At 59.8% G+C, this 20,430-nt stretch carries 19 protein-coding genes; 4 read left to right on the top strand and 15 right to left on the bottom strand.

What is annotated here, in order from left to right; translation table 11 throughout:
* Positions 1-45 precede the first annotated feature (45 nt).
* The 6 genes from fdh3B to ACR0IP_RS06205 all read right to left on the bottom strand — a co-directional run bounded on the left by fdh3B (position 46) and on the right by ACR0IP_RS06205 (position 5,671).
* Positions 46-642: a formate dehydrogenase FDH3 subunit beta gene (gene fdh3B, locus ACR0IP_RS06230; RefSeq protein ID WP_170376582.1), complete on the bottom strand. Its 597-nt coding sequence runs from the start codon at positions 640-642 to the stop codon at positions 46-48.
* A gap of 15 nt (positions 643-657) precedes the next feature.
* Positions 658-3,552 carry a formate dehydrogenase subunit alpha gene (locus ACR0IP_RS06225; protein ID WP_170526480.1) on the bottom strand — a complete coding sequence of 965 codons (2,895 nt, stop codon included), beginning with the start codon at positions 3,550-3,552 and terminating at the stop codon, positions 658-660.
* A 133-nt stretch (positions 3,553-3,685) separates the two neighbouring features.
* On the bottom strand, positions 3,686-3,874 hold the full coding sequence (locus ACR0IP_RS06220; protein ID WP_480524462.1) for a twin-arginine translocation signal domain-containing protein: 189 nt from the start codon (positions 3,872-3,874) through the stop codon (positions 3,686-3,688).
* A 58-nt stretch (positions 3,875-3,932) separates the two neighbouring features.
* Positions 3,933-4,544, bottom strand: coding sequence for a TorD/DmsD family molecular chaperone (locus ACR0IP_RS06215; RefSeq protein ID WP_480524460.1), 612 nt, complete (start codon positions 4,542-4,544; stop codon positions 3,933-3,935).
* 3 nt (positions 4,545-4,547) lie between these two features.
* On the bottom strand, positions 4,548-5,120 hold the full coding sequence (locus ACR0IP_RS06210; RefSeq protein WP_480524458.1) for a DUF3306 domain-containing protein: 573 nt from the start codon (positions 5,118-5,120) through the stop codon (positions 4,548-4,550).
* Positions 5,117-5,671 (bottom strand): DUF3305 domain-containing protein, encoded by a 555-nt coding sequence (locus ACR0IP_RS06205; protein WP_480524457.1) that lies wholly within the window; start codon positions 5,669-5,671, stop codon positions 5,117-5,119. The genes ACR0IP_RS06210 and ACR0IP_RS06205 overlap by 4 nt, the downstream gene beginning before the upstream one ends.
* 262 nt (positions 5,672-5,933) lie before the next feature.
* On the opposite strand from ACR0IP_RS06205, the gene ACR0IP_RS06200 reads away from it, so the two are divergent.
* Entirely contained in the window at positions 5,934-7,889 is a 1,956-nt protein-coding gene (locus ACR0IP_RS06200) for a 4Fe-4S binding protein (protein ID WP_480524455.1), read from the top strand.
* Here ACR0IP_RS06200 and ACR0IP_RS06195 read toward each other — a convergent pair.
* The gene (locus tag ACR0IP_RS06195; protein ID WP_480524453.1) at positions 7,883-8,611 is read right to left on the bottom strand and encodes a c-type cytochrome; all 729 of its coding nucleotides are present in this window, start codon (positions 8,609-8,611) and stop codon (positions 7,883-7,885) included. The two genes, ACR0IP_RS06200 and ACR0IP_RS06195, sit on opposite strands and share 7 nt — an antisense overlap.
* A 108-nt stretch (positions 8,612-8,719) precedes the next feature.
* On the opposite strand from ACR0IP_RS06195, the gene ACR0IP_RS06190 reads away from it, so the two are divergent.
* Genes ACR0IP_RS06190 through ACR0IP_RS06180 form a run of 3 tightly spaced genes read left to right on the top strand, consistent with a single transcriptional unit; the run spans position 8,720 to position 10,952 of the window.
* Positions 8,720-9,781 carry an Mrp/NBP35 family ATP-binding protein gene (locus ACR0IP_RS06190; protein ID WP_480524451.1) on the top strand — a complete coding sequence of 354 codons (1,062 nt, stop codon included), beginning with the start codon at positions 8,720-8,722 and terminating at the stop codon, positions 9,779-9,781.
* Positions 9,778-10,473: a biotin/lipoate--protein ligase family protein gene (locus tag ACR0IP_RS06185; RefSeq protein WP_480524449.1), complete on the top strand. Its 696-nt coding sequence runs from the start codon at positions 9,778-9,780 to the stop codon at positions 10,471-10,473. The genes ACR0IP_RS06190 and ACR0IP_RS06185 overlap by 4 nt, the downstream gene beginning before the upstream one ends.
* Positions 10,473-10,952 carry a DUF6505 family protein gene (locus ACR0IP_RS06180; RefSeq protein WP_170376609.1) on the top strand — a complete coding sequence of 160 codons (480 nt, stop codon included), beginning with the start codon at positions 10,473-10,475 and terminating at the stop codon, positions 10,950-10,952. The genes ACR0IP_RS06185 and ACR0IP_RS06180 overlap by 1 nt, the downstream gene beginning before the upstream one ends.
* 6 nt (positions 10,953-10,958) lie before the next feature.
* Here ACR0IP_RS06180 and ACR0IP_RS06175 read toward each other — a convergent pair whose 3' ends face one another.
* The 8 genes from ACR0IP_RS06175 to acs all read right to left on the bottom strand — a co-directional run bounded on the left by ACR0IP_RS06175 (position 10,959) and on the right by acs (position 20,414).
* The gene (locus tag ACR0IP_RS06175; protein WP_480524447.1) at positions 10,959-11,459 is read right to left on the bottom strand and encodes a flavin reductase family protein; all 501 of its coding nucleotides are present in this window, start codon (positions 11,457-11,459) and stop codon (positions 10,959-10,961) included.
* A gap of 89 nt (positions 11,460-11,548) precedes the next feature.
* Positions 11,549-12,961 carry a 3'-5' exonuclease gene (locus ACR0IP_RS06170; RefSeq protein ID WP_480524445.1) on the bottom strand — a complete coding sequence of 471 codons (1,413 nt, stop codon included), beginning with the start codon at positions 12,959-12,961 and terminating at the stop codon, positions 11,549-11,551.
* 2 nt (positions 12,962-12,963) lie between these two features.
* Positions 12,964-13,482, bottom strand: a complete 519-nt coding sequence (locus ACR0IP_RS06165; RefSeq protein WP_480524444.1) for a hypothetical protein — start codon at positions 13,480-13,482, stop codon at positions 12,964-12,966.
* An 84-nt stretch (positions 13,483-13,566) separates the two neighbouring features.
* Positions 13,567-15,390, bottom strand: coding sequence for a DUF294 nucleotidyltransferase-like domain-containing protein (locus ACR0IP_RS06160; RefSeq protein WP_480524442.1), 1,824 nt, complete (start codon positions 15,388-15,390; stop codon positions 13,567-13,569).
* Between the two features lie 102 nt (positions 15,391-15,492).
* Positions 15,493-17,277: a sodium:solute symporter family protein gene (locus ACR0IP_RS06155; protein WP_170376637.1), complete on the bottom strand. Its 1,785-nt coding sequence runs from the start codon at positions 17,275-17,277 to the stop codon at positions 15,493-15,495.
* Positions 17,278-17,292: 15 nt separating this feature from the next.
* Entirely contained in the window at positions 17,293-17,577 is a 285-nt protein-coding gene (locus tag ACR0IP_RS06150; RefSeq protein WP_170376639.1) for a DUF4212 domain-containing protein, read from the bottom strand.
* Positions 17,578-17,758: 181 nt separating this feature from the next.
* Positions 17,759-18,442 (bottom strand): adenylate kinase, encoded by a 684-nt coding sequence (locus ACR0IP_RS06145; protein ID WP_170376643.1) that lies wholly within the window; start codon positions 18,440-18,442, stop codon positions 17,759-17,761.
* Between the two features lie 7 nt (positions 18,443-18,449).
* Positions 18,450-20,414, bottom strand: a complete 1,965-nt coding sequence (gene acs / locus ACR0IP_RS06140; protein WP_480524439.1) for an acetate--CoA ligase — start codon at positions 20,412-20,414, stop codon at positions 18,450-18,452.
* Between the last annotated feature and the right edge of the window lie 16 nt (positions 20,415-20,430).

Below are 20,430 nucleotides of genomic sequence, written 5' to 3'. Positions count from 1 at the left end.
CAGGTGACCCACATTTGCGGGTCACCTGTTTCTTAAACAGACGGATCAGCCGTCTTTCTGGTCGTAGGCCGTGCCCCAACCCCACGCGCCCGAGCCAAACCCGCGCGCAACGACACGCTCGCGGTAGATGGCCGAGACGACGTCGCCGTCACCGGCGAGCAGGGCCTTGGTGGAACACATCTCGGCACAGATGGGCAGTTTGCCCTCGGCGATCCGGTTGCGACCATATTTGGCGAACTCTGCGGTCGAGTGCGTTTCCTCGGGACCACCGGCGCAGAAGGTACATTTGTCCATCTTGCCGCGCGATCCGAAGTTGCCCGCCTGCGGGTATTGCGGCGCGCCGAAGGGGCACGCGTAGAAGCAATAGCCGCAGCCAATGCACAGGTCCTTGGAGTGCAGGACGACGCCTTCTTCGTTCTGATAGAAGCAGTCGACCGGGCACACCGCCATGCAAGGCGCATCCGAACAATGCATACAGGCCACCGAGATTGAGCGTTCGCCCGGGTTGCCGTCATTGATCGTTACCACCCTGCGGCGGTTGATGCCCCATGGCACCTCGTGTTCGTTCTTACACGCGGTGACACAGGCGTTGCACTCGATACAGCGTTCAGCGTCGCAGAGAAATTTTGCTCTTGCTGCCATTTTCTCTTCTCCTCCTTACGCTGACCAGATCTTGCAGAGAGTCGCTTTGGTCTCCTGCATCTGGGTCACTGAATCATAGCCATAAGTCTGGGCGGTGTTGGTGCTTTCACCCAGCACATAGGGATCGGCACCTTTGGGATATTTATCCCTCCGGTCCTCGCCCTGGAAATGGCCGCCAAAGTGGAATGGCATGAAGGCTACGCCGGCGCCGACCCTGTTGGTCAGCATCGCCATTACCTTGACCTTGCCGCCCTCAGGACCTTCGACCCAGACCTGCGATCCGTCCCGAATACCAAGGTTATTGGCATCGCGCGGATTGATCTCGACGAACATGTCCTGCTGAAGCTCGGCCAGCCACGGGTTGGACCGTGTCTCATCGCCGCCGCCTTCATATTCGACCAGACGACCTGACGTGAGGATTATCGGGTAATCCTTTGAAAAGTCGTTCTTTTGGATCGAAGCGTAAAGGGTGGGCAGACGATAGGCCTGACGGTCCTCGTAGGTTGGATAGTCCTCCACCAGATCGCGCCGGTTCGTGTAGAGCGGCTCGCGGTGCAGTGGGATCGGATCCGGGAAGGTCCAGACAACCGCGCGTGCCTTTGCGTTCCCGAAGGGCGCACAGCCATGAGCGATCGCGACCCGCTGGATACCGCCGGAAAGGTCGGTTTTCCAGTTGGTCTCTGGTCCCGCAACGGCGTCGATTGCCGCGCGTTCCTCAGCCGTCAGGTCTCCATCCCAGCCAAGGTCCATCAGCATCTGCATCGTGAATTCGGGATAACCATCCTGAATTTCCGATCCGACGCTATAGACCCCTTCGGCCAGCAGGTTGTCACCATCGCGTTCCACCCCGAAACGGGCGCGGAAGGTCAGGCCGCCTTCGGCCACCGGTTTGGACATGTCATAGAGGTTCGGTGTCCCTGTATGACCCATCTCAGGCGTTCCCCAGCAAGGCCAGGGCAGACCGTAATACTCGCCGTCGTTGGGTCCACCAATGGCTTGCAGCGTGGTTCTGTCGAACGTGTGCTGGTTGGCCATGTGACTTTTCAGACGTTCTGGCGACTGACCGGTATAGCCGATGGTCCAGAGGCCCGAGTTGAACTCACGCGTGATGCTTTCAACATTCGGGGTTTCCGGGTCGTCCATCTCGATGTTGCGGAACAGACGATCCGCCCAGCCGAACTTGTTGGCAAACTTGGCCATGATGACCTCGTCCGGCAAGCTTTCGAACAGAGGATCCACCACCTTGTCGCGCCACTGCAGCGAGCGGTTCGATGCCGTGACCGAGCCACGTGTTTCGAACTGGGTACAGGCTGGCAACAGGTAGACGCCATCAGTGCGGTCCTGCAGAACGGCCGAGACGGTGGGATACGGGTCAATCACGACCAGCATGTCCAGCTTCTCCATCGCCGTCTTCATTTCCGTCATCCGGGTCTGCGAGTTGGGCGCGTGGCCCCAAAGAACCATGGCGCGGACGTTGTTGTCCTGATCCATGTTGGCAGGGTCTTCCAGAACACCGTCGATCCAGCGTGAGACCGGGATGCCGCGCTCGTTCTGGAGCGGTTTATCCTTGCCTTCCTTGTCCTTGATCGTGGCGAACTGACCGGCCAGCCATTCAGGATCTTCACCCCAGACACGGGCCCAGTGACCCCATGCCCCTTTCGACAGGCCATAGTAGCCGGGCAGGGTGTGGGACAGAACACCAAGGTCTGTCGCGCCCTGCACGTTGTCATGGCCGCGGAAGATGTTGGTGCCACCACCCGTGGTGCCCATGTTGCCGAGCGCAAGCTGAAGCACACAGTAGGCGCGGGTGTTGTTGTTGCCGTTGGTGTGCTGAGTACCACCCATACACCAGACAACGGTGCCGGGACGGTTGTTCACCATGGTCCGGGCGACGCGGCGCAGCTGTGAGCCGGGTGTGCCGGTGACGCGCTCGACCTCATCCGGGGTCCACTTGGCAACCTCTTCCTTGATCTGGTCCATCCCCCAGACACGGGTGCGGATGAACTCCTTGTCCTCCCAACCGTTGTCGAAGATGTGCCACAGGATACCCCAGACCAATGCGACGTCTGTGCCGGGGCGGAAGCGGACATATTCATCCGCGTGCGCCGCGGTGCGCGTAAAGCGTGGGTCGCAGACGATCAGAGGTGCGTTGTTTTGCTCTTTCGCACGCAGGATATGCAGCAACGAGACGGGGTGCGCCTCGGCCGGGTTACCACCGATGATAAAGATGGCCCGGCTGTTGTGCATGTCGTTATACGAGTTGGTCATGGCGCCGTAGCCCCATGTGTTCGCAACGCCCGCAACGGTGGTCGAGTGGCAGATACGGGCCTGATGGTCCACGTTGTTCGTGCCCCAGTAGGCGGCAAACTTGCGGAACAGATAGGCCTGTTCGTTATTGTGCTTCGCAGAGCCCAGCCAGTACACACTGTCCGGCCCGGATTCCTGACGGATGTTCATCATGCCGTCGCCGATCTCGTTGATCGCCTCATCCCAGCTGATGCGCTTCCACTCTCCGCCTTCCTTTTTCATCGGATATTTGAGGCGGCGTTCGCCGTGGGCGTGTTCGCGGACCGCGGCCCCCTTGGCGCAGTGTGCACCCAGGTTGAACGGGCTGTCCCAACCGGGTTCCTGACCGACCCAGACGCCATTTTGCACCTCGGCAACGACTGTACAGCCGACCGAGCAGTGAGTGCAGACGGATTTGATATTCTCAACGGCTTGGTTTGCCGCTGTCTGGGCGCTGGCTTGCGTCACGGTTCCACCCGTGGCGCTGATCGCGGCAAGGCCGCCGATCGTCAGGCCCGAGCCACGCAGGAATGCGCGGCGATCGACGGTTTTCTCGCCGACCTGGGACAGGATACTTGTCCGCTGGGGGCGTCTCGCAACCCCGTTGGTCTTTTTCCTAAGCATTGTTTTCCTCCCTTGCGCGCCGTGTCAGCCACGGCTGGCTTGGTACTTCGCGAACCGACATCAGGGCCAATCGCAACCGTCCGTCGGGTAGATGACATCGTCCGGCGGCTAGGCCGGGCGCAGTCGAGGCGGCTTAGAAGCGCGCGCTTTCCAGGTACGCGCGGGTATGCGCGGTGTCCTGCATGCGGGTCTCGTCCGTCGGCAGCTCGGCTGCTTCGGCTTGACCGCTTAGGCTGGCGGAGGCGACAGCAGCGGGCGCTGCGGTTCCGGCCAGTTTGAGGAAGTCGCGACGGGTTGCGCCTTCTTCCTTGGTCTTGCTCATGGGTGTCTCCTCTCCCATTTGCGATCTAGCGCCTTCTTGGGCGCCGGTGAGTGGCGGGTTATGCCGCCGTCATTCGGAAGGCCTCACGCTCGATCTCCATGAACACCCGACCGGCCGTCCCGACCGAGGCATAGAGAACCGAAGCTTCGGCAGCTTCCAAATCCGAATAGAAATGTGCGGCCCAAGGGCCGATATGTTTGTTCCAGAACGCTTTTTGATCGTCGAGCGGGGCAGCGGTTCCAAACCGGCCCACGATCATACCAGCCATAATCTCCATCAGTGATGCGATGTTATCCTCGGGCTCGAACACGTTCTTGGCGCGGGTTATGCCACGCACGGCCATATCGTTGCGCAACTGAGCCAGAGGTTTTTCGTTTAGGAACCCGGTCAGGTAAAAGCTGGCATAGGGCAGCAGCTCACCACGACCCAATCCGATAAACAGCGCGTTGAACTCACGTTCTGCGGCGGCGGGTTTGGTCACTTTGGCCACCCGCGCCATGGCTTGAATAGCCTGACCCAGATCGGTGTCATCGCCGCTTAGCCCCGCCATCTGATCCAATAGCAATTGATCCGGCGCGCCAGCCAGCAGCAGGCCCAGAAAGTTGTAGAAATCAGCGCGCAGCCGATCCTCGGCCGAGATATCCATGTGTTGCGCGTTGCTTGCGGTCATCCGTTATCCTTCGAAATCAAATCTCATACGGCGCGGGGCCGGGGTATTGGGCTCGTCCTCGGGCTCTTCCACTTCGGCCAGAACCATCGGTTCCGGAGCTGGTTCAGGTTCGGCGAGCGCGGCGGGTTCTTCTTCCTCGACAGGCTCGGGGGCGTCGATTTCAGGCTCATCCTCTTCGGCTGCCAAAGCCTCGATATGCGCCAACATCCCTTTGCCGACCTGATAGGCGGTTTGGAGGTTTTCGATTACACAGGCGGCATCGGTGTAGTCTTCACCATAGTCAACCAGCCCGTCCACATTGGCCAATACAGGATTCAGTCGCCATAGCCGACGCAGGGCACGGCGGCGCAAACGGTCGGGGACTGCCTTAGCCATAAAGCCCGACACATCATCGCCAGCTTGTAACTGATCGGGGTCGGGCAGATTGAACTCGGCCAGAACTTCGGCGTCGCTCTTTTCTTCCAACTCGGCCTGTTGCGCGGCAATGGTTTGTTGTTCCACCGCGATCGCTTCGGCCTCGGTTTCGGCCTGAACGGCTGCCTTTCGACGGGACCAGAAATCGCGTGGTTGGGTCATTGCAGCACCTTCCTTGGTGCGCGGTAGACGTCCGAGGTCTGCCGAATACGCGCATCCCCTTTGCCGTCCTCCACAAGGTCCGTCCGTTTCTTGTCACGACGGCGCTTGATGAAAACTTCATCCCGGTGGTGTTCCAAGGTGAAATCCCGAACCCAGGCGATCAGGCCTTCGGTCATCGGGATTTTCTCAACAATCTCTTCGCCTGTATCAGCATAATCCTGCCCTTCGAACGGAGAGGCGGTGATCAGCGCCGCATCCATCGGGCGGTTGCCGTCCAGATCGTTGCGCAGAACCAGATAAACGGAAGGCTGCCCATCAGACAGGTTGACCATATAAGCTTCGGTCTCATCGGCCCAGAGGGTTAGGGGCAAGGTGGCGGCGTGATACTCCACCGCGTCGCCTTCGCGCCGAAGCTCCACCCAATCAGCAGGGCCTGCACCGGGCAGCACGGCAACTGCACGCCAGTTCCATTTAGCCCAGCGAGTTACCCCGGGTGTCTTGCGCACGATGACGCCAACAGGCATTTTAATACGGCTTGCGGCCTTGGCCACTGGCTCCTCCCCGTAAGGCTCTCCCCTGCCTTACCCTAAGTCTACTATGGTACACATAGGGCGGCTCTGCCAAGTCTCAATCGCGTGAAAACCCTCTTGTACGACTAAAGTTTAACAAGTGAAATTCCGAGCGTTTGTGTCAGGAAAAACAGGCGCTCCCAAAGAATTTAGTTTGCGATCCTTGGTGTTTGACAAAGACTGGATTGCCAGCCGAGCGATACCATCTAAGGTAACAAGTCAGGAAGCTGTCCGGGGGAGGGACATGGCCACCAAACTTATTCTATGTAACTGCGAAGGCTCGCAGCAGGTGGATGCCGACCGTATCGGCGCGGCCACCGAGCTGGAGTGCAGTAAAACACACACCGCCCTTTGCACGCGAGAGCTGAGTGTCGTTGCTGACTTTATGACGGGGGATGACCAACTGCTTATTGCCTGCGGGCAGGAGCAGGAGGTGTTTCGCGATCTGGCCGAGGACCTTGAGGTTGATGCACCCGCCTTTGTCGATCTGAGGGACCGCGCGGGCTGGTCTGACCAATCTGGCGACGCGGCCCCAAAGATGGCGGCCCTGGCGGCTGAGGCGTTGGTGCCGATGCCCATCTCGCCCAGTGTTGATGTCATCAGCGAGGGGACCTGTTGCATCGTTGGTCCGGCCGAGGTCGCCTTTGATCTGGCCGAGCGTTTGGCAACCACGCTGGCGGTGACTGTTGTGACGGGAGATGAGACCTCGCCCATCAGCCGCAGCTTTGACGTGGTACGGGGGCAGGTGCGTTCGGTTTCGGGCGCTTTGGGTGGGTTTGTCCTGCGGATCGACGGGTTGCAGCAAATTGCCCCGGGTGGTCGTGGGGCGTTTGGCTGGACCGATCCGCGCGACGGGGCGCAGTCGGCCTGTGACATCCTGATTGATGTGACCGGAGACACGCCACTGGTTCAAGCTCCGGCCAAGCGAGAGGGTTATCTGCGGGCGGACCCGCGCGACCCGTTGGCTGTCTCCAAGCTGGCGTTTGATGCAGCGCAGCTGGTTGGGACGTTCGAAAAACCTCTCTATGTGCGTCTTGAGGAAACTCTGTGTGCCCATTCGCGGGCCGAGCAGGTGGCCTGTACCAATTGCCTCGATATCTGCCCGACCGGGGCCATCACGCCCGCCGGAGAGCATGTTGCCATAGATCCCATGATCTGTGCTGGCTGTGGGGCTTGCGCGGCGCTGTGCCCCTCGACCGCGATCACCTATGAAGACCCGCCTGTGTCGGCGGTGCTGTCGCGCATGCATGTCCTGGCCCGGACCTATCGCCGGGCTGGAGGCTCCGCGCCGCGTCTGCTAGTGCATGACGCCCATGGGGCCGAGATGGTCCGACTTGCCGCGCGGTTCGGACGTGGACTTCCCGCCGATGTCATTCCGATGGAGTTGAGTGTGATTTCCGGTTTCGGCCACGCCGAGATGCTGGCCGCTTTGGCCCACGGCTTTGCGAGGGTCGACATCCTGCTGGCCCCCACGACCGAGCGGGACGCGCTGGACCGCGAGCTGGAGCTTGCACAGGCGATCGCTCCGGACGCGGGTCTTGGTTTGATTGATGAGGCCGACCCGGATGCGATGAGCGATCTGCTTTATGCGCAAGAGGTACCGGCGGCACTGACCGATCCGGTTCTGCCGTTGGGGAACCGTCGACAAGTCGCCCGGTTGGCAGCGCAGGCTCTGAACCCTAAGGCCGAGGAGCCTCTAGCTTTGCCCCAAGGCGCACCCTATGGGGCCGTCGCGGTGGATACGGATGCGTGTACGCTGTGCCTCAGTTGTGTATCGCTCTGCCCATCGGGGGCCCTGATCGACAACCCGGATAAACCTCAGCTTAACTTCCAGCAGGACGCCTGTTTGCAATGCGGTCTGTGCCGCAACATCTGCCCCGAGGATGCCATTGCGCTGGTTCCCCAACTGGACCTGAGCGATGCCGCGTTGTCTCAGCAGGTGTTGAACGAGGAAGAGCCCTTTGAATGTGTCGAATGCGGTGCCCCGTTCGGTGTGAAATCAACGGTGGAGCGGGTCATGGAGAAGCTGTCGGGGATACACCCTATGTTTGCCTCGTCCGAGCAGGCGCGGATGATCCAGATGTGCGACAATTGCCGGGTGGGGGCGCAGTTCAACATGCAGGACAATCCGTTCCAGTCCAAGCCGCGGCCCAAGGTTGTGACGACGGATGACTATTTCTCAAAACGGAAGGATCATTGATGCTGCAGCGGCGCGCCGAGATCCGCTGCGCTGATGACCGAGACAAAGGCCAGGATGGCGTCCAGATCGTCCAGCGTCATCTCAACGGGGTGTATAGGCGACGGACGCGAGGGATCGAAAGGGGGCGTCAGACCTTCGATCTGCGTGAAGGCCGGGTGGGGGTTCAGCGCGAAGAAGGCCTGAAACCTCTCGTCCCAATCGGGCAATGTGCGCAACACGGCGAAAGAGGGGGTAGAACCAAGCCCATTCATGCGGTTCTGCGGGCCGATCACATGGCAGCGACCGCAATGGGTCATCGAAAGCTCCTCACCCAATGCGGTGTTGCCGTCGATGACTTCGGAGGCCTCGGCGCTGGCAACTTCGAAACTGGCACTAAAGGGCGGGCCTTGATCCGGGGCATAGCTTTCGATCGTGCGCTTGCCGATATCCGACAGGAGCCAGTCACGAAAGCGCTCCTGTTTCGGGTCGCCCTGAATGCGCAGGTGATAGACGATGTCGCCACGCGCAAAGACCGGATCGCCCTCGGCACCGGTATTCAACGACATAACGCCCTCAGCATCGCTGATTACCCGTATCCCGGTCTTGAGTGAAAAGCGCGGAAGAATATGTTGCAAAAGGCCCGAGTTCGAAACTTCGGTCGGGCTGGCTAAGCCAATCGCGTCTTGCGCCCCGGAAGGGGTGGCGGAGAGCGTCAGGCTGAGGCACAAAAGGAAAAAGCGCATGCCCAAGCCTAATCGCCAAAAGGCAAATGCGTCAAATGAACGAAAAGAAACGGAGACACATGCAATGAAAAGCAACCATGCGATGGGGCAGGTTATGGGGATGATGGCATGAGTGTCCGTGACGCGGTTCTTGCGAACCTGAAAAAGATCACAGACCCGGTTTCCGGTCAGGATATCGTCAGCGCGGGCGTCGTGCGCGCCCTGAATGTCGAAGGCGATACCGTGCGCTTCGTACTTGAGATCGACCCCAAACAGGCCGAGCGGATGGAGTCGGTGCGCGCCGCCGCTGAGCAGGCTGCGCAGATGGTCGAAGGGGTTTCGAAAGTGTCGGCCATGTTGACCGCGCATTCCGACAAGGCTCCGCCGGATTTGAAGCCGAAACCAAAGCCCTCTCAGACCGGTCCGCAGGCGGTTCCCGGTGTGGATCGGATTATCGCCGTTGCTTCGGGCAAGGGTGGGGTTGGCAAATCGACCGTATCCGCGAACCTCGCTTGTGCTTTGGCAGCCGAGGGGCGGCGTGTCGGGCTGCTGGACGCGGATGTTTACGGGCCCTCGCAGCCTCGGATGCTGGGTGTCTCGGGACGCCCAGCGAGCCCGGATGGCAAGACCATCCTGCCGCTGCGCAATCATGGCGTGACCATCATGTCGATGGGCCTGATGACCAACGAAGGGCAGGCGGTTGTTTGGCGTGGCCCCATGTTGATGGGTGCGCTGCAGCAGATGATGAACCAAGTGCAGTGGGGTGCTCTGGACGTGCTGATCGTTGACTTGCCGCCGGGCACTGGTGACGTGCAACTGACGCTTAGCCAGAAGTTCCAGGTGGATGGGGCCATCGTAGTCTCAACCCCGCAGGACGTGGCGCTGATCGACGCCCGCAAGGGGATCGACATGTTCAACCAGCTCAAGACGCCGATCTTCGGTATGATCGAAAACATGTCGACCCATATCTGTTCCAACTGCGGGCACGAGGAACATATCTTTGGCCATGGCGGTGTCGCCTCCGAGGCCGAGGCTCTAGGTGTGCCGCTCTTGGGTGAAATCCCGCTGCATCTGGATATCCGGATGGCCGCGGACGGGGGTGCGCCCATCGTGGTCAGCAAGCCCGACAGCCCACAGGCCGACGCGTTCCGCAAGATCGCGCGCGACCTGATCGCCAAAGGCAACGCATGAGCGAGCCGGTCTTTCCCCCCTTGCTAACAGGTCACCCCGCCAAGGGTGGGGAAGACCCGTTCGAAAAGGCCCAGGCCATGGCGGCGCTGGGCTGCGATTCCGGTTCGGTCGTGTACAATATTCAGGCCGATCGCCTGCGTGCGGCCATCGTATTTGCACCCGAGGTCGCCTTGCAGGACGCCATGGCGATGCTGCCGCTCTGTGCTGTCGGGTTTCAGAACGCACTAGGCGCCTTGGCACCGCCAGAAGTGGCGGTGCATCTGGGTTGGGATGGCCTGATCTGCGTGAACGGTGCGAAATGCGGGCAGTTCCATGTTGCCGCGTCGACCAGCGATCCCGATCAGTTACCCGACTGGCTGGTCGTCGGGTGGGAGTTGGTACTCCTGCAAACCAGCGACGCGCCCGGCCATACGCCGGACGTCACCGCGCTTTATGATGAGGGCTGCGCCGAGGTTTCGGCAACCCAACTGGTGGAAAGCTGGTCGCGCCATATGCTGACATGGCTCAACCGCTGGTCCGAGGACGGCAACGCGCCGCTACACGGCGAATGGTTGGGTCTTCTGCGCGGCGTCGGAGAACCGATCGCGGGGCAGGGCGTGTTCCTTGGCACGGATGAGCGGTTCGGCATGTTGATCCGCGACAAGGATGAGACCCACCTGCGACCGCTCACAAACCTATTGGAGGCGACCTGATGAAACTGGCCCGCGCGATACATTTCGACGAAAGCGACATGAACGTGTTCCACTCGCCCGCGCGCACGGGGGAATGGTGTATCTCGGGCGGGTTTGAGTTTTCGAACTGGGGGCAGGGAGACTTGGAAGGCAAGGCCCGTCAGGCCTTTGCCAATGGCTGGCTGGGGTTAGAGACCTTCGGGCGTGTGACCTTTGTGGCCGTCACCCAGATCGAACCGGCTGAAAAGGAGCAGATCGTTGAATATCTGGCTGAGCATTTCGTGAAATTCTACGGTGCACCATCGGTCGAGGCCGCGATGGGCGTGGCGCAAGCGGAGATAGATCATATGTCCGAGCTATGCGACGAACACCCTGCCAATACGCTATTGACCGTTGCGCGTGAATTGACCGAAAGCGGCGTGCACGAAGCGTTCCGCGTGATCACCCCGCAAGAAACGCAGCTTGAGGCGCTGGCGGTTCATGGCTCGCTTGACGACTGAGGATCGTCAGATAAGGTCGACGAATCCGCCGAACTGACCGCGTTTGAAGATCAGGCCCTGACCCGTGCGGTACATGACCTGATCCACATGGCCAACCATGATCAGGTGGTCGCCCGCTTCGTGGCAGGCATGCAGATGACAGTCAAACCGCGCGAGGCAATCGGCCAGTTGCGGCCGGCCCATATCATCCGCGCTCCAGTCTGCGTGAGAGAAATCTTCTCCGTCCCGCGCGAACCGCAGACTTTGGTCCTGCTGCTCTTGTGCCATGACATGGATGGAGTAGTGCAGGCAGTCCGAAAACGCGCCGAACCGGTTGGATTCCTTGGCCAAACACCACAACACCAGCGGAGGGTCCAGTGAAACCGAGGTGAAGGAGTTCACGGTGATCGCGCGCGGCCCAAGTGCCGTCTGTGTAGTGACGACCGTAACACCTGTCCCGAAACACCCCAGCGCTTCACGAAACGCGGTGTTTTGATCAGGGGTCGGGATAAAAGTCTTCTCGGTCATTGCACATCTGTTCTCTGCCCGATCGTCAGGTGCCATGACCGTTCCGTATTGTCCATGGTAACTTTGGTTCATCACGTTGAAAAACTAGGTCAGTTCAGGTCCTCCAACAAGCGACCATGTTTGCGGGTTTCGGTGATGATTGCGCCGAAAGTGGTGATATCCCGCGCTTTCAGCATGGGTAGCATCCGCACTAGCGCCTCAGCCGTGGCCACCGCATCCCCCAGCGCCGTGTGGCGGAGCGCTTCGGGAATTTCTACGTCCAAACGGTCACATAGCGCATCCAGTGTATGCGTCTCGCTGGCGCCAAACAGGACAGCAGACAGAAGCACAGTGTCCAGAATTGGGTGGTCCCATTCAACACCCATCCGACTGGCGTGACGGCGTAGGAATGCCATGTCGAATGGCGCATTATGGGCAACAATCACGGCGTCCCGTGCGAATTGATGAAAGATGCGGCCAGCTTCACCAATCTCAGGCGCGCCTTGCACCATCTGGTCGCTAACCTTGTGAACCTTGGTAGAGGCCGCTGGGATCGGGATGCCGGGATTGACCAGCATGTCGATCCGCTCGCCATCGACGATGCGACCTTTAACGACCCGGACGGCGCCGATCTGAACGATCTCGTCCTTGTGCGGCAACAGGCCGGTGGTTTCGGTGTCAAAGACCACAAAGCAAAGATCTTCAATCGTTTGGGCCTCGAAACTACCCGAGGCGGGCACGTTCAACAGGTCGAAATCATAGACCAGAGGGCGCGCCGCGTCCGGGGCGATCTGCGCAGCGCTGTCGTCGAAAATCAGCATGTATCCGGGCGCATCTCCCAAAGGTTTAACGCGCGCGGAATAGCTCTGAGCTCCGTCGATACTGGTCAACGTACAGGTGACGTCCTGACCGGTTTTGACCAGTTTCGAATAGGCGGCATACAGCGCGTCAGGCTGTAGATAATCCTCAAGCGCGGCATTCAGACGGGGATGTGCGATCTGGGCTAGAACCTCGGCCGCTTGCGCATCATAGAGGACGATCTTGTGGTTCGGGCTGGCCAGCAACATGGCGACCGGGATTTCGGTCAACAGGGCGGTGAGCCGGTTCTTTTCGGCAGCCAGCTGAGCAGTCTCGGATGCGACAGCTTCGGCCACGCTGAGCGTCTTGTGCGACAGCTGATCCGCCAGCCCAGCGGCGGCCGGGGCAAGGTCGCCCAGGTATTTTGCCGTCTGCACATCCATATTGCTGCTAACCCCGGCATGAGCGCGCGCGCGCAATTCGGCAGACAGACGCTCAATCGGTTTTGCGACATTGTCGTCAAACAGCAACCAGACACCGGCGATCAGAGCCAACAGCCCAAAGGCAATTACGATCCCGGCAAAAAGGAACGGGTCGAACAGGGCGGGGTTGCCCTCGCGGGCATAGCTGAACCAAAGCGCCAGAGCGCTGACCGCCAGCCCACCCGCCGCTAACAGGCAGAAGAACAGAAAGATTCTCAGACGCAGGCTCAACTTGGTCAGCATGATCAGACTCCGCAGGTGGCCTCAATGATGGGATCGCCGGTTCCGGCCTTGATCCAGTCGGCATTCAGAACGCGGCCGTCATCGCCAAACTCGGCCCCGTCGGCCAGATTAGCCCGCAGGTTTTCGGCGCAGTTTACGACCACAGGGACCTTCGAGACCGGCGCCCAGCGGCCAAAGAAATAGAGCTCGACCAGCCGTTCATCCGGAACTTGTTCGTTCTTGCGCACCGAGTCTGTGTCGATGGCCGCGAACCTGTCCACGAAAGGCACGGCATAGGTCCAGGGGCGGTAAATCGCGCGGCTTTCGACCTCTTGGATGATGCTGACACTGTTCGGCAGCGTCTCGCGGGTGCGGTCGTACCACGAGTATTCGCTGGCGATCGTCATCCCGATCATGCCCAGCCCCGCAGCAACCGGCGTTGCCCACCGGGGCAACCGCCCGCCGGTCAGCTTGTTCAGCACCAGCACGATCCCGGCAAAGGCAAAGCCCGCAAATATCGTACCGATCAATTCCAGAAACATTGGTCTTCTCCACCCTTCGGGCGTTCCTCGCCCAGTCTTTTCAATTCAAATACGGTCGCCGAGGGCGATCCTGATCTCACGTTTTTAACCCAGCATTCCCTTGCCATGACCAACTGCGGATTGCATGGTTTTCACAACCACAAACGCGTCCCTCAGGTGGCTGCGCTCAAAGTCCGACAGGTTTGTAGGTGGCAGGTAATTGTCGGGTTTTTCCCCGGATTTGACCAGTGCGACCTGATGTTCCAGCCGGGTTTCCGCAATCAGATCATAGGCATCCAGCAAATCGCGTGCACCTGATGGGCTGAGGACACCTGCGGCCTCGGCGGTTTTTAGGCGGGCGCGTGTATTGGCCTCGGGCAGTTTGCCCTGCAGGCTGTAAATCCGCGCCAGATCAACAACCGGAACCACGCCATTATGTTTCAGATCCAGCGTATTGCGATGCTCGCCCGAGCGGATGGTGGCAAACCCACGCAACAGCCCCAAAGGCGGGGTGTGTTTCAGCGAATTCGAGATCATATGCGCGACGAAAATCGAATTCGCATTGGCTGCGTTCAGCGTGTCGGCTTGAAGATCGGCGAACAGCTCGAACGAGCCGCCGATAGGGCGTAGGTCAAACATGACCGAGGCCAGCATCTGCGCTTCGGGGTTCGGTTTTGCGATCCACCCCTTGAAATAGTCGCGCCAGACATGCAGCGGCTGACACCAGCGCGGATTGGTCGCCATCATGTCACCGGGGCAGTAGAAATAGCCGCAGGTATCCAGCCCGTCCGAGACATGTTTGGCCAGTTGCGTGAAATAGGCCATGTCATCTTCGGTCACCGCATCGTCCAGTATCAGGCAGTTGTCCTGATCGGACACACCTGTCTGCTCCTGTCGTCCTTGCGATCCGCAGGCCAGCCACAGGTATGGCACCGGCGGCTGCCCCAGTTTGGCTTCAGCAAGACTCAGCAGCCGACGCGTGGCAGTGTCGGCGATATCCGTGATCAGCCGTGTTACGATTTCATGCCGGTTGCCACCCGCAACCAGCTGCACCAGCAGCTGGGGGATTTCTGCCGTGACCTTGGCCATTTCCTCGGCAGTGTCGGCATGGGCAATTCGGCGAACAAGTTCGGCCGAGTTCACGGCCTGATAATGGGTCAGGTCTGTCTGCGTAACGACCCCGACCAGACGTCCGCCCTCGCAAATCGGGATGTGGCCGATCCCGCGCTCCATCATGACGTGCAGCACGTCGGACCCGATATCCGAAGGTGAAAGGGTGGTTGGGTTCGGCGTCATAATCTGTGAGATTGGAGTATCCGTGGGCATCGCATCGGCAACAAACTTGCCTGAGATGTCACGCAAGGTGGCGATGCCTACCAGATCGTCGGCCTCTGTTACGCATAGCGATGAAATCCCTTTGTCGCGCATCAGGCGCGCGGCGTCGCGAACCGGGGTCGCAGGCGGGCAGGTGGCCGGATTGTGTGCCATCAGGACATCAATGGCACTGGTCGCCAAACTCTGCGGACCGCTGCGGCCTCCGCGCGAGCGATCGAAGAATTTCGAGACCACATCGTGGTTGTCGATCAACTCTCGCACCAATTCAGGCGGCAGTACGATCAGCACAGATGGAGTATGGGCGCGCGCCTTGGTCGCGGCTTTCCCGTCTTTCAGCAGCCCGCGTTCACCAAAGGAATTGCGCAAGCCCAGATGCGAAACGACCTCGTCGTTCTCATCCGTGATTTCAACCTGTCCTTCATAGATCACGAATACGCCGGGTAGTTTGTGGCCGAGATCGTAAACAGGGTAATCCTCATCTACCTCCCAGACCTCGATCTGTTTTGCGACCTCATCCAGCACGTCGGCGGGCAGGGCGTCATAGGGATGTACGGATTCCAGAAACCGGGTGATCTGGTCATGGGACAGGGGCATCTAAAAACTCCGTGGAACAAAAATCCCGCCCGGTGGTGTGCCGGACGGGAGTAGTGGATCGAAAGACGCGGCCATTGGCAAGAACCTCAGGCCGCATCAGGCTCATTTGTTCTGAGCTGCACCCGCACCACGGGGAATGCGTACGCTTTCGACCAGATCTTTGATCTCCTGCGGAGTCTCTTTGGTCATGCCGGCAACAACATACGCAACTGCGAAGTTGATCATTGCACCGATGGCGCCGAACGAGGTCGACTTGATCGGACCCAGAAGCGGATCAGCATCGGTGAACGAGTTGGTGCCAGGAATGAACAACCAGCCCTTGTGCAGGAAGATATAGACCAGAGTGACAACCAGACCAGCCAGCATACCAGCAACCGCGCCGGTGTTGTTGATGCGGGTCGAGAAGATCCCCATCATCAGCGCCGGGAAGATCGAGGCAGCCGCCAGACCAAAGGCCAAGGCCACGGTCTGTGCCGCAAAGCCCGGTGGGTTCAGACCCAGATAGGTTGCAACCAGGATGGCTACGGCCATTGCGATACGCGCGGCCAGCAGTTCACCTTTTTCCGAGATCTGCGGATTGATCGCACCTTTGACAAGGTCGTGGGACACCGCCGACGAGATCGCCAGCAACAGGCCCGCAGCGGTCGACAGAGCAGCCGCAAGACCACCGGCAGCGACCAGACCGATCACCCAACCCGGCAGGTTGGCGATTTCGGGGTTGGCCAGAACCAGGATGTCACGGTTGAACTTGGTCAGCTCGTTTCCGACCCAGCCTTTTTCTTCCGCGATCGCAGTCATCGCTTCGGACTTGTCGTTATAGTACTGGATCTTGCCGTCGCCGTTCTTGTCTTCCCAGTCCAGCAGACCGGTTTTCTGCCACGTCTGCATCCAGTCATAACGCGGATCGGTATCGATTGCTTCGACCGAAACTGCGCCGCCTTCGATGCCACCGTTGGGCCACATCATGTCGGTGATGTTCAGACGCGCCATTGCGCCAACCGCAGGGGCGGTCAGGTACAGCAGAGCAATGAAGACCAGCGTCCAGCCAGCGGACCAGCGGGCGTCAGACACTTTCGGCACGGTGAAGAAGCGCATGATCACGTGCGGCAGACCGGCGGTACCGATCATCAGCGACAGTGTGAACAGCACCATGTTCAGCGTGTTCGAGTGGTGCGCCGTATACTCGGCAAAGCCCAGTTCGGTCACGATCGCGTCCAGCTTGGTCAGCAGCGGCTCACCACTTGCGGTGTCGCCAAACAGACCCAGTGCAGGGATCGGAGTGCCGGTCAGCTGCAGCGAGATGAAGATCGCCGGGATGGTGTAGGCTGTGATCAGCACGCAGTACTGAGCAACCTGGGTGTAGGTCACACCCTTCATCCCGCCAAACACCGCGTATGCAAACACGACACAGGCACCGATCAGCAGACCGGAAGTGTTCGAAACCTCAAGGAAGCGGCCAAAGGCCACGCCAACGCCGGTCATCTGACCGATCACGTAGGTCACCGATGCAACGATCAGACAGATCACGGCGACAACGCGTGCAGTCTGGCTGTAGAAACGGTCGCCGATGAATTCCGAGACGGTGTATTTGCCGAACTTACGCAGGTAGGGCGCAAGCAGCAGAGCCAGCAGCACGTAGCCACCGGTCCAACCCATCAGGAAGGTCGAGTTGTCATAGCCGGTAAAGGCGATGAGGCCCGCCATCGAGATGAACGAGGCCGCAGACATCCAGTCCGCCGCTGTCGCCATACCGTTGGTGACCGGGTGAACGCCGCGACCAGCAGCGTAGAATTCAGATGTGGAACCCGCACGGGCCCAGATCGCGATGCCGATGTATAGCGCGAAGGATGCGCCAACAAACAGCAGGTTGATGGTAAACTGATCCATTGTCCCCGCTCTCCCTTACTCTTCGTCTACGCCGTGTTCGGCGTCTAGCTTGTTCATGCGCCAGGCGTAGTTGAAGATCAGCACCAGAAAGACCAAGATTGATCCCTGCTGAGCGAACCAAAAGCCCAGATCGGTACCGCCAACAGAAATGCCGGACAGCAGCGGACGCAGCAGGATGCCGAATCCAAACGACACCAGCGCCCAGATCGCGAGGCTGATGTAGATGAGGCGCAGGTTGGCCTGCCAATAGCCCTTATCGGCTTCGGCAGTCTGCGCGGAGTTGGTAGATTGATCCGCCATTGCGGGTTCCTCCTTCGCTTCCTCGTTGGGCGGTCCTTTGCTTCGTTCCTCCAGCGCGCCGGACCGCTTCTCGAATGTGACAGATACCCCGTGGCATCTGACAAAACTCCTCTGTTCCGCCAAGGCGGTGCATCGAAGTATTCTGTTTAAGGATCAAGGTCTTACGGCCTGTCTCCCTCCCTTAGTTCACCGCGCTGGCGACGATGTCCTCCAGGTCGCGCGCGATGTCTTCAATCTTGCCCATGGCGTTCGTCCGCTTCAGAACGCTCTGACCGTCGTAATAGGTGATCAGTGGGGCTGTCTGTGCGTGATAGGCGCTGAGGCGTGAGGCAACGGTTTCCGCGTTGTCATCTGCCCGGCGCTTGAACTCGGTCCCACCGCAATTGTCGCAAGTGCCGTCGACCGACGGTTTCTTGAACGTGTCATGGTAGCCTTCACCGCAACCGGCGCAGGTGTAGCGGCCCGAGATCCGGATCACCATTTCCGCATCCTCAACCTCAAGGCTGATCGCGGCGCTGATCTTCTGGTCCTTTTCCGCCAGAAGACCATCCAGCGCCTCGGCCTGAACGGTGGTGCGGGGGAAGCCATCGAGAATGACCCCCTTGGCACAGTCGGGTTCAGCCATACGGTCACGCAGGATGTCGATGACGATCTGGTCGCTGACCAGTTCACCGGCCTCCATCACCGCTTTCGCGGCCTTTCCGGCATCCGTACCTGCGGCAACAGCCGCACGCAGAAGGTCACCGGTGCTGAGTTGCACCAGCCCGAACTTGTCTTCCAGCATGCGCGCCTGAGTGCCTTTCCCGGCGCCCGGAGGGCCGAGAAGGATGAGAACAGCAGGAGTTGTCATGGTCGCAGCGTCCATCATGCCCTCACTTATTCGCTCGGTTTGCAATCAGGTCGTCGACAACTGACGGATCGGCCAGAGTGGACGTATCGCCCAGCGAGCCAAAGTCGTTCTCGGCGATCTTGCGCAGGATGCGGCGCATGATTTTGCCCGAGCGTGTTTTGGGCAGGCCTGGGGACCACTGAATGACGTCAGGCGAGGCGATCGGGCCGATCTCGGTCCGAACCCAGGTGCGCAGCTCTTTGAGCAGCTCATCCGAAGGCTCTCGGTCATTCATAAGAGTGACATAGCAATAGATGCCTTGCCCTTTGATTTCATGGGGATAGCCCACTACGGCAGCCTCGGCCACTGCGGCATGCGCCACAAGCGCGCTTTCGACTTCAGCAGTACCCATACGGTGGCCCGAGACGTTGATCACGTCATCGACGCGGCCAGTGATCCAGTAGTCACCACCTTCGTCGCGACGGCAGCCGTCACCGGTGAAGTAGTAGCCTTTGTAGTCCGAGAAATAGGTCTTTTCGAACCGTTCATGATCGCCCCATACGGTGCGCATCTGGCCGGGCCAGCTGTCCTTGATGCACAGTACACCTTCGACACCGTTGCCTTCGATCTCGACGCCAGATTGCGGGTCCAAAACCACTGGCTCGATGCCAAAGAACGGTTTCATCGCCGAGCCGGGCTTCATCGCATGTGCGCCGGGCAGGGGGGTCATCAGGTGACCGCCGGTTTCAGTCTGCCACCACGTATCGACGATCGGGCATTTTCCCTTGCCGACAACCTCATTGTACCAGTTCCAAGCTTCCGGGTTAATTGGCTCACCCACGGTGCCCAGAACTTTGAGGTCGCTGAGGTCGTGTTTTTCGACCCACCCACTTCCCTGTCCCATCAGGGCTCGGATCGCGGTTGGGGCCGTGTAGAACTGGTTGACCTTGTGCTTGGCGCAAACTTCCCAGAAGCGGCCTGCATCCGGGTAGGTCGGCACGCCTTCGAACATCAGGGTTGTGGCACCATTGGCCAGCGGACCATAAACGATATAGCTGTGGCCAGTGACCCAACCCACGTCTGCCGTACACCAGTACACATCGCCTTCATGATAGTCGAAGGTGATCTCATGGGTCATTGCGGCATAGACCAGATAGCCGCCGGTAGTGTGAACCACACCCTTGGGCTGGCCGGTCGAACCCGACGTGTAAAGAATGAACAGCGGGTCTTCCGCGCTCATCTCGGCTGGGGCGCAATAGTCATCGGCCTCAAGCGCCATTTCGTTGTAGTCGTAGTCACGTCCATCAATCCAAGTGGTCTGACCACCCGTGCGTTTGACGACCAGGCATTTCACGCTGTCCTTGCAGTGCAGCAGCGCCGCGTCTGCGTTCGATTTCAGCGGTGTTTTACGGCCGCCTCGAGGGGCTTCATCTGCTGTGATGACGACTTTGGCGTCGCAACCGTTAACACGGGCCGCCAGAGCGTCAGGCGAGAAGCCTGCAAAAACGATCGAGTGAATTGCACCGATGCGCGCGCAGGCCAGCATGGCATAGGCGGCTTCGGGGATCATCGGAAGGTAGATGATGACGCGATCACCTTTACGAACGCCCATCGATTCCAGAATATTGGCCATGCGGCAGGTGCGGCGGTGCAACTCGGCATAGGTGATGTGCTGGGCCGCGTCATTTGGATCATCAGGTTCCCAGATGATTGCGGTCTGATCGCCGCGGGTTTCCAGATGGCGATCCAGGCAGTTGGCCGAGACGTTCAGAGTACCATCGGCATACCAGTTGATCTTGACCGAGCCGAAATCGTAGTTGACATCCTTGACCTGCGTAAAGGGCTTGATCCAGTCGATCCGCTTGCCGTGTTCGCCCCAGAACGCGTCCGGGTCGCTAACCGATGCGGCATACATCTCTTCATATTTCGCGGCATCGACATGCGCCCGCTCAACGGTCTCTGCGGTTGGCGGATAGGTCTTGGCATCTGCCTGGGCAGCGGTGGTCATGTTGAGGCTCCTCCCT

It is taken from the genome of Ruegeria sp. AL11, from assembly GCF_056540865.1.
Note: the sequence above shows the minus strand (reverse complement) of the source record. Positions and strands in the feature narration are given on the sequence as shown.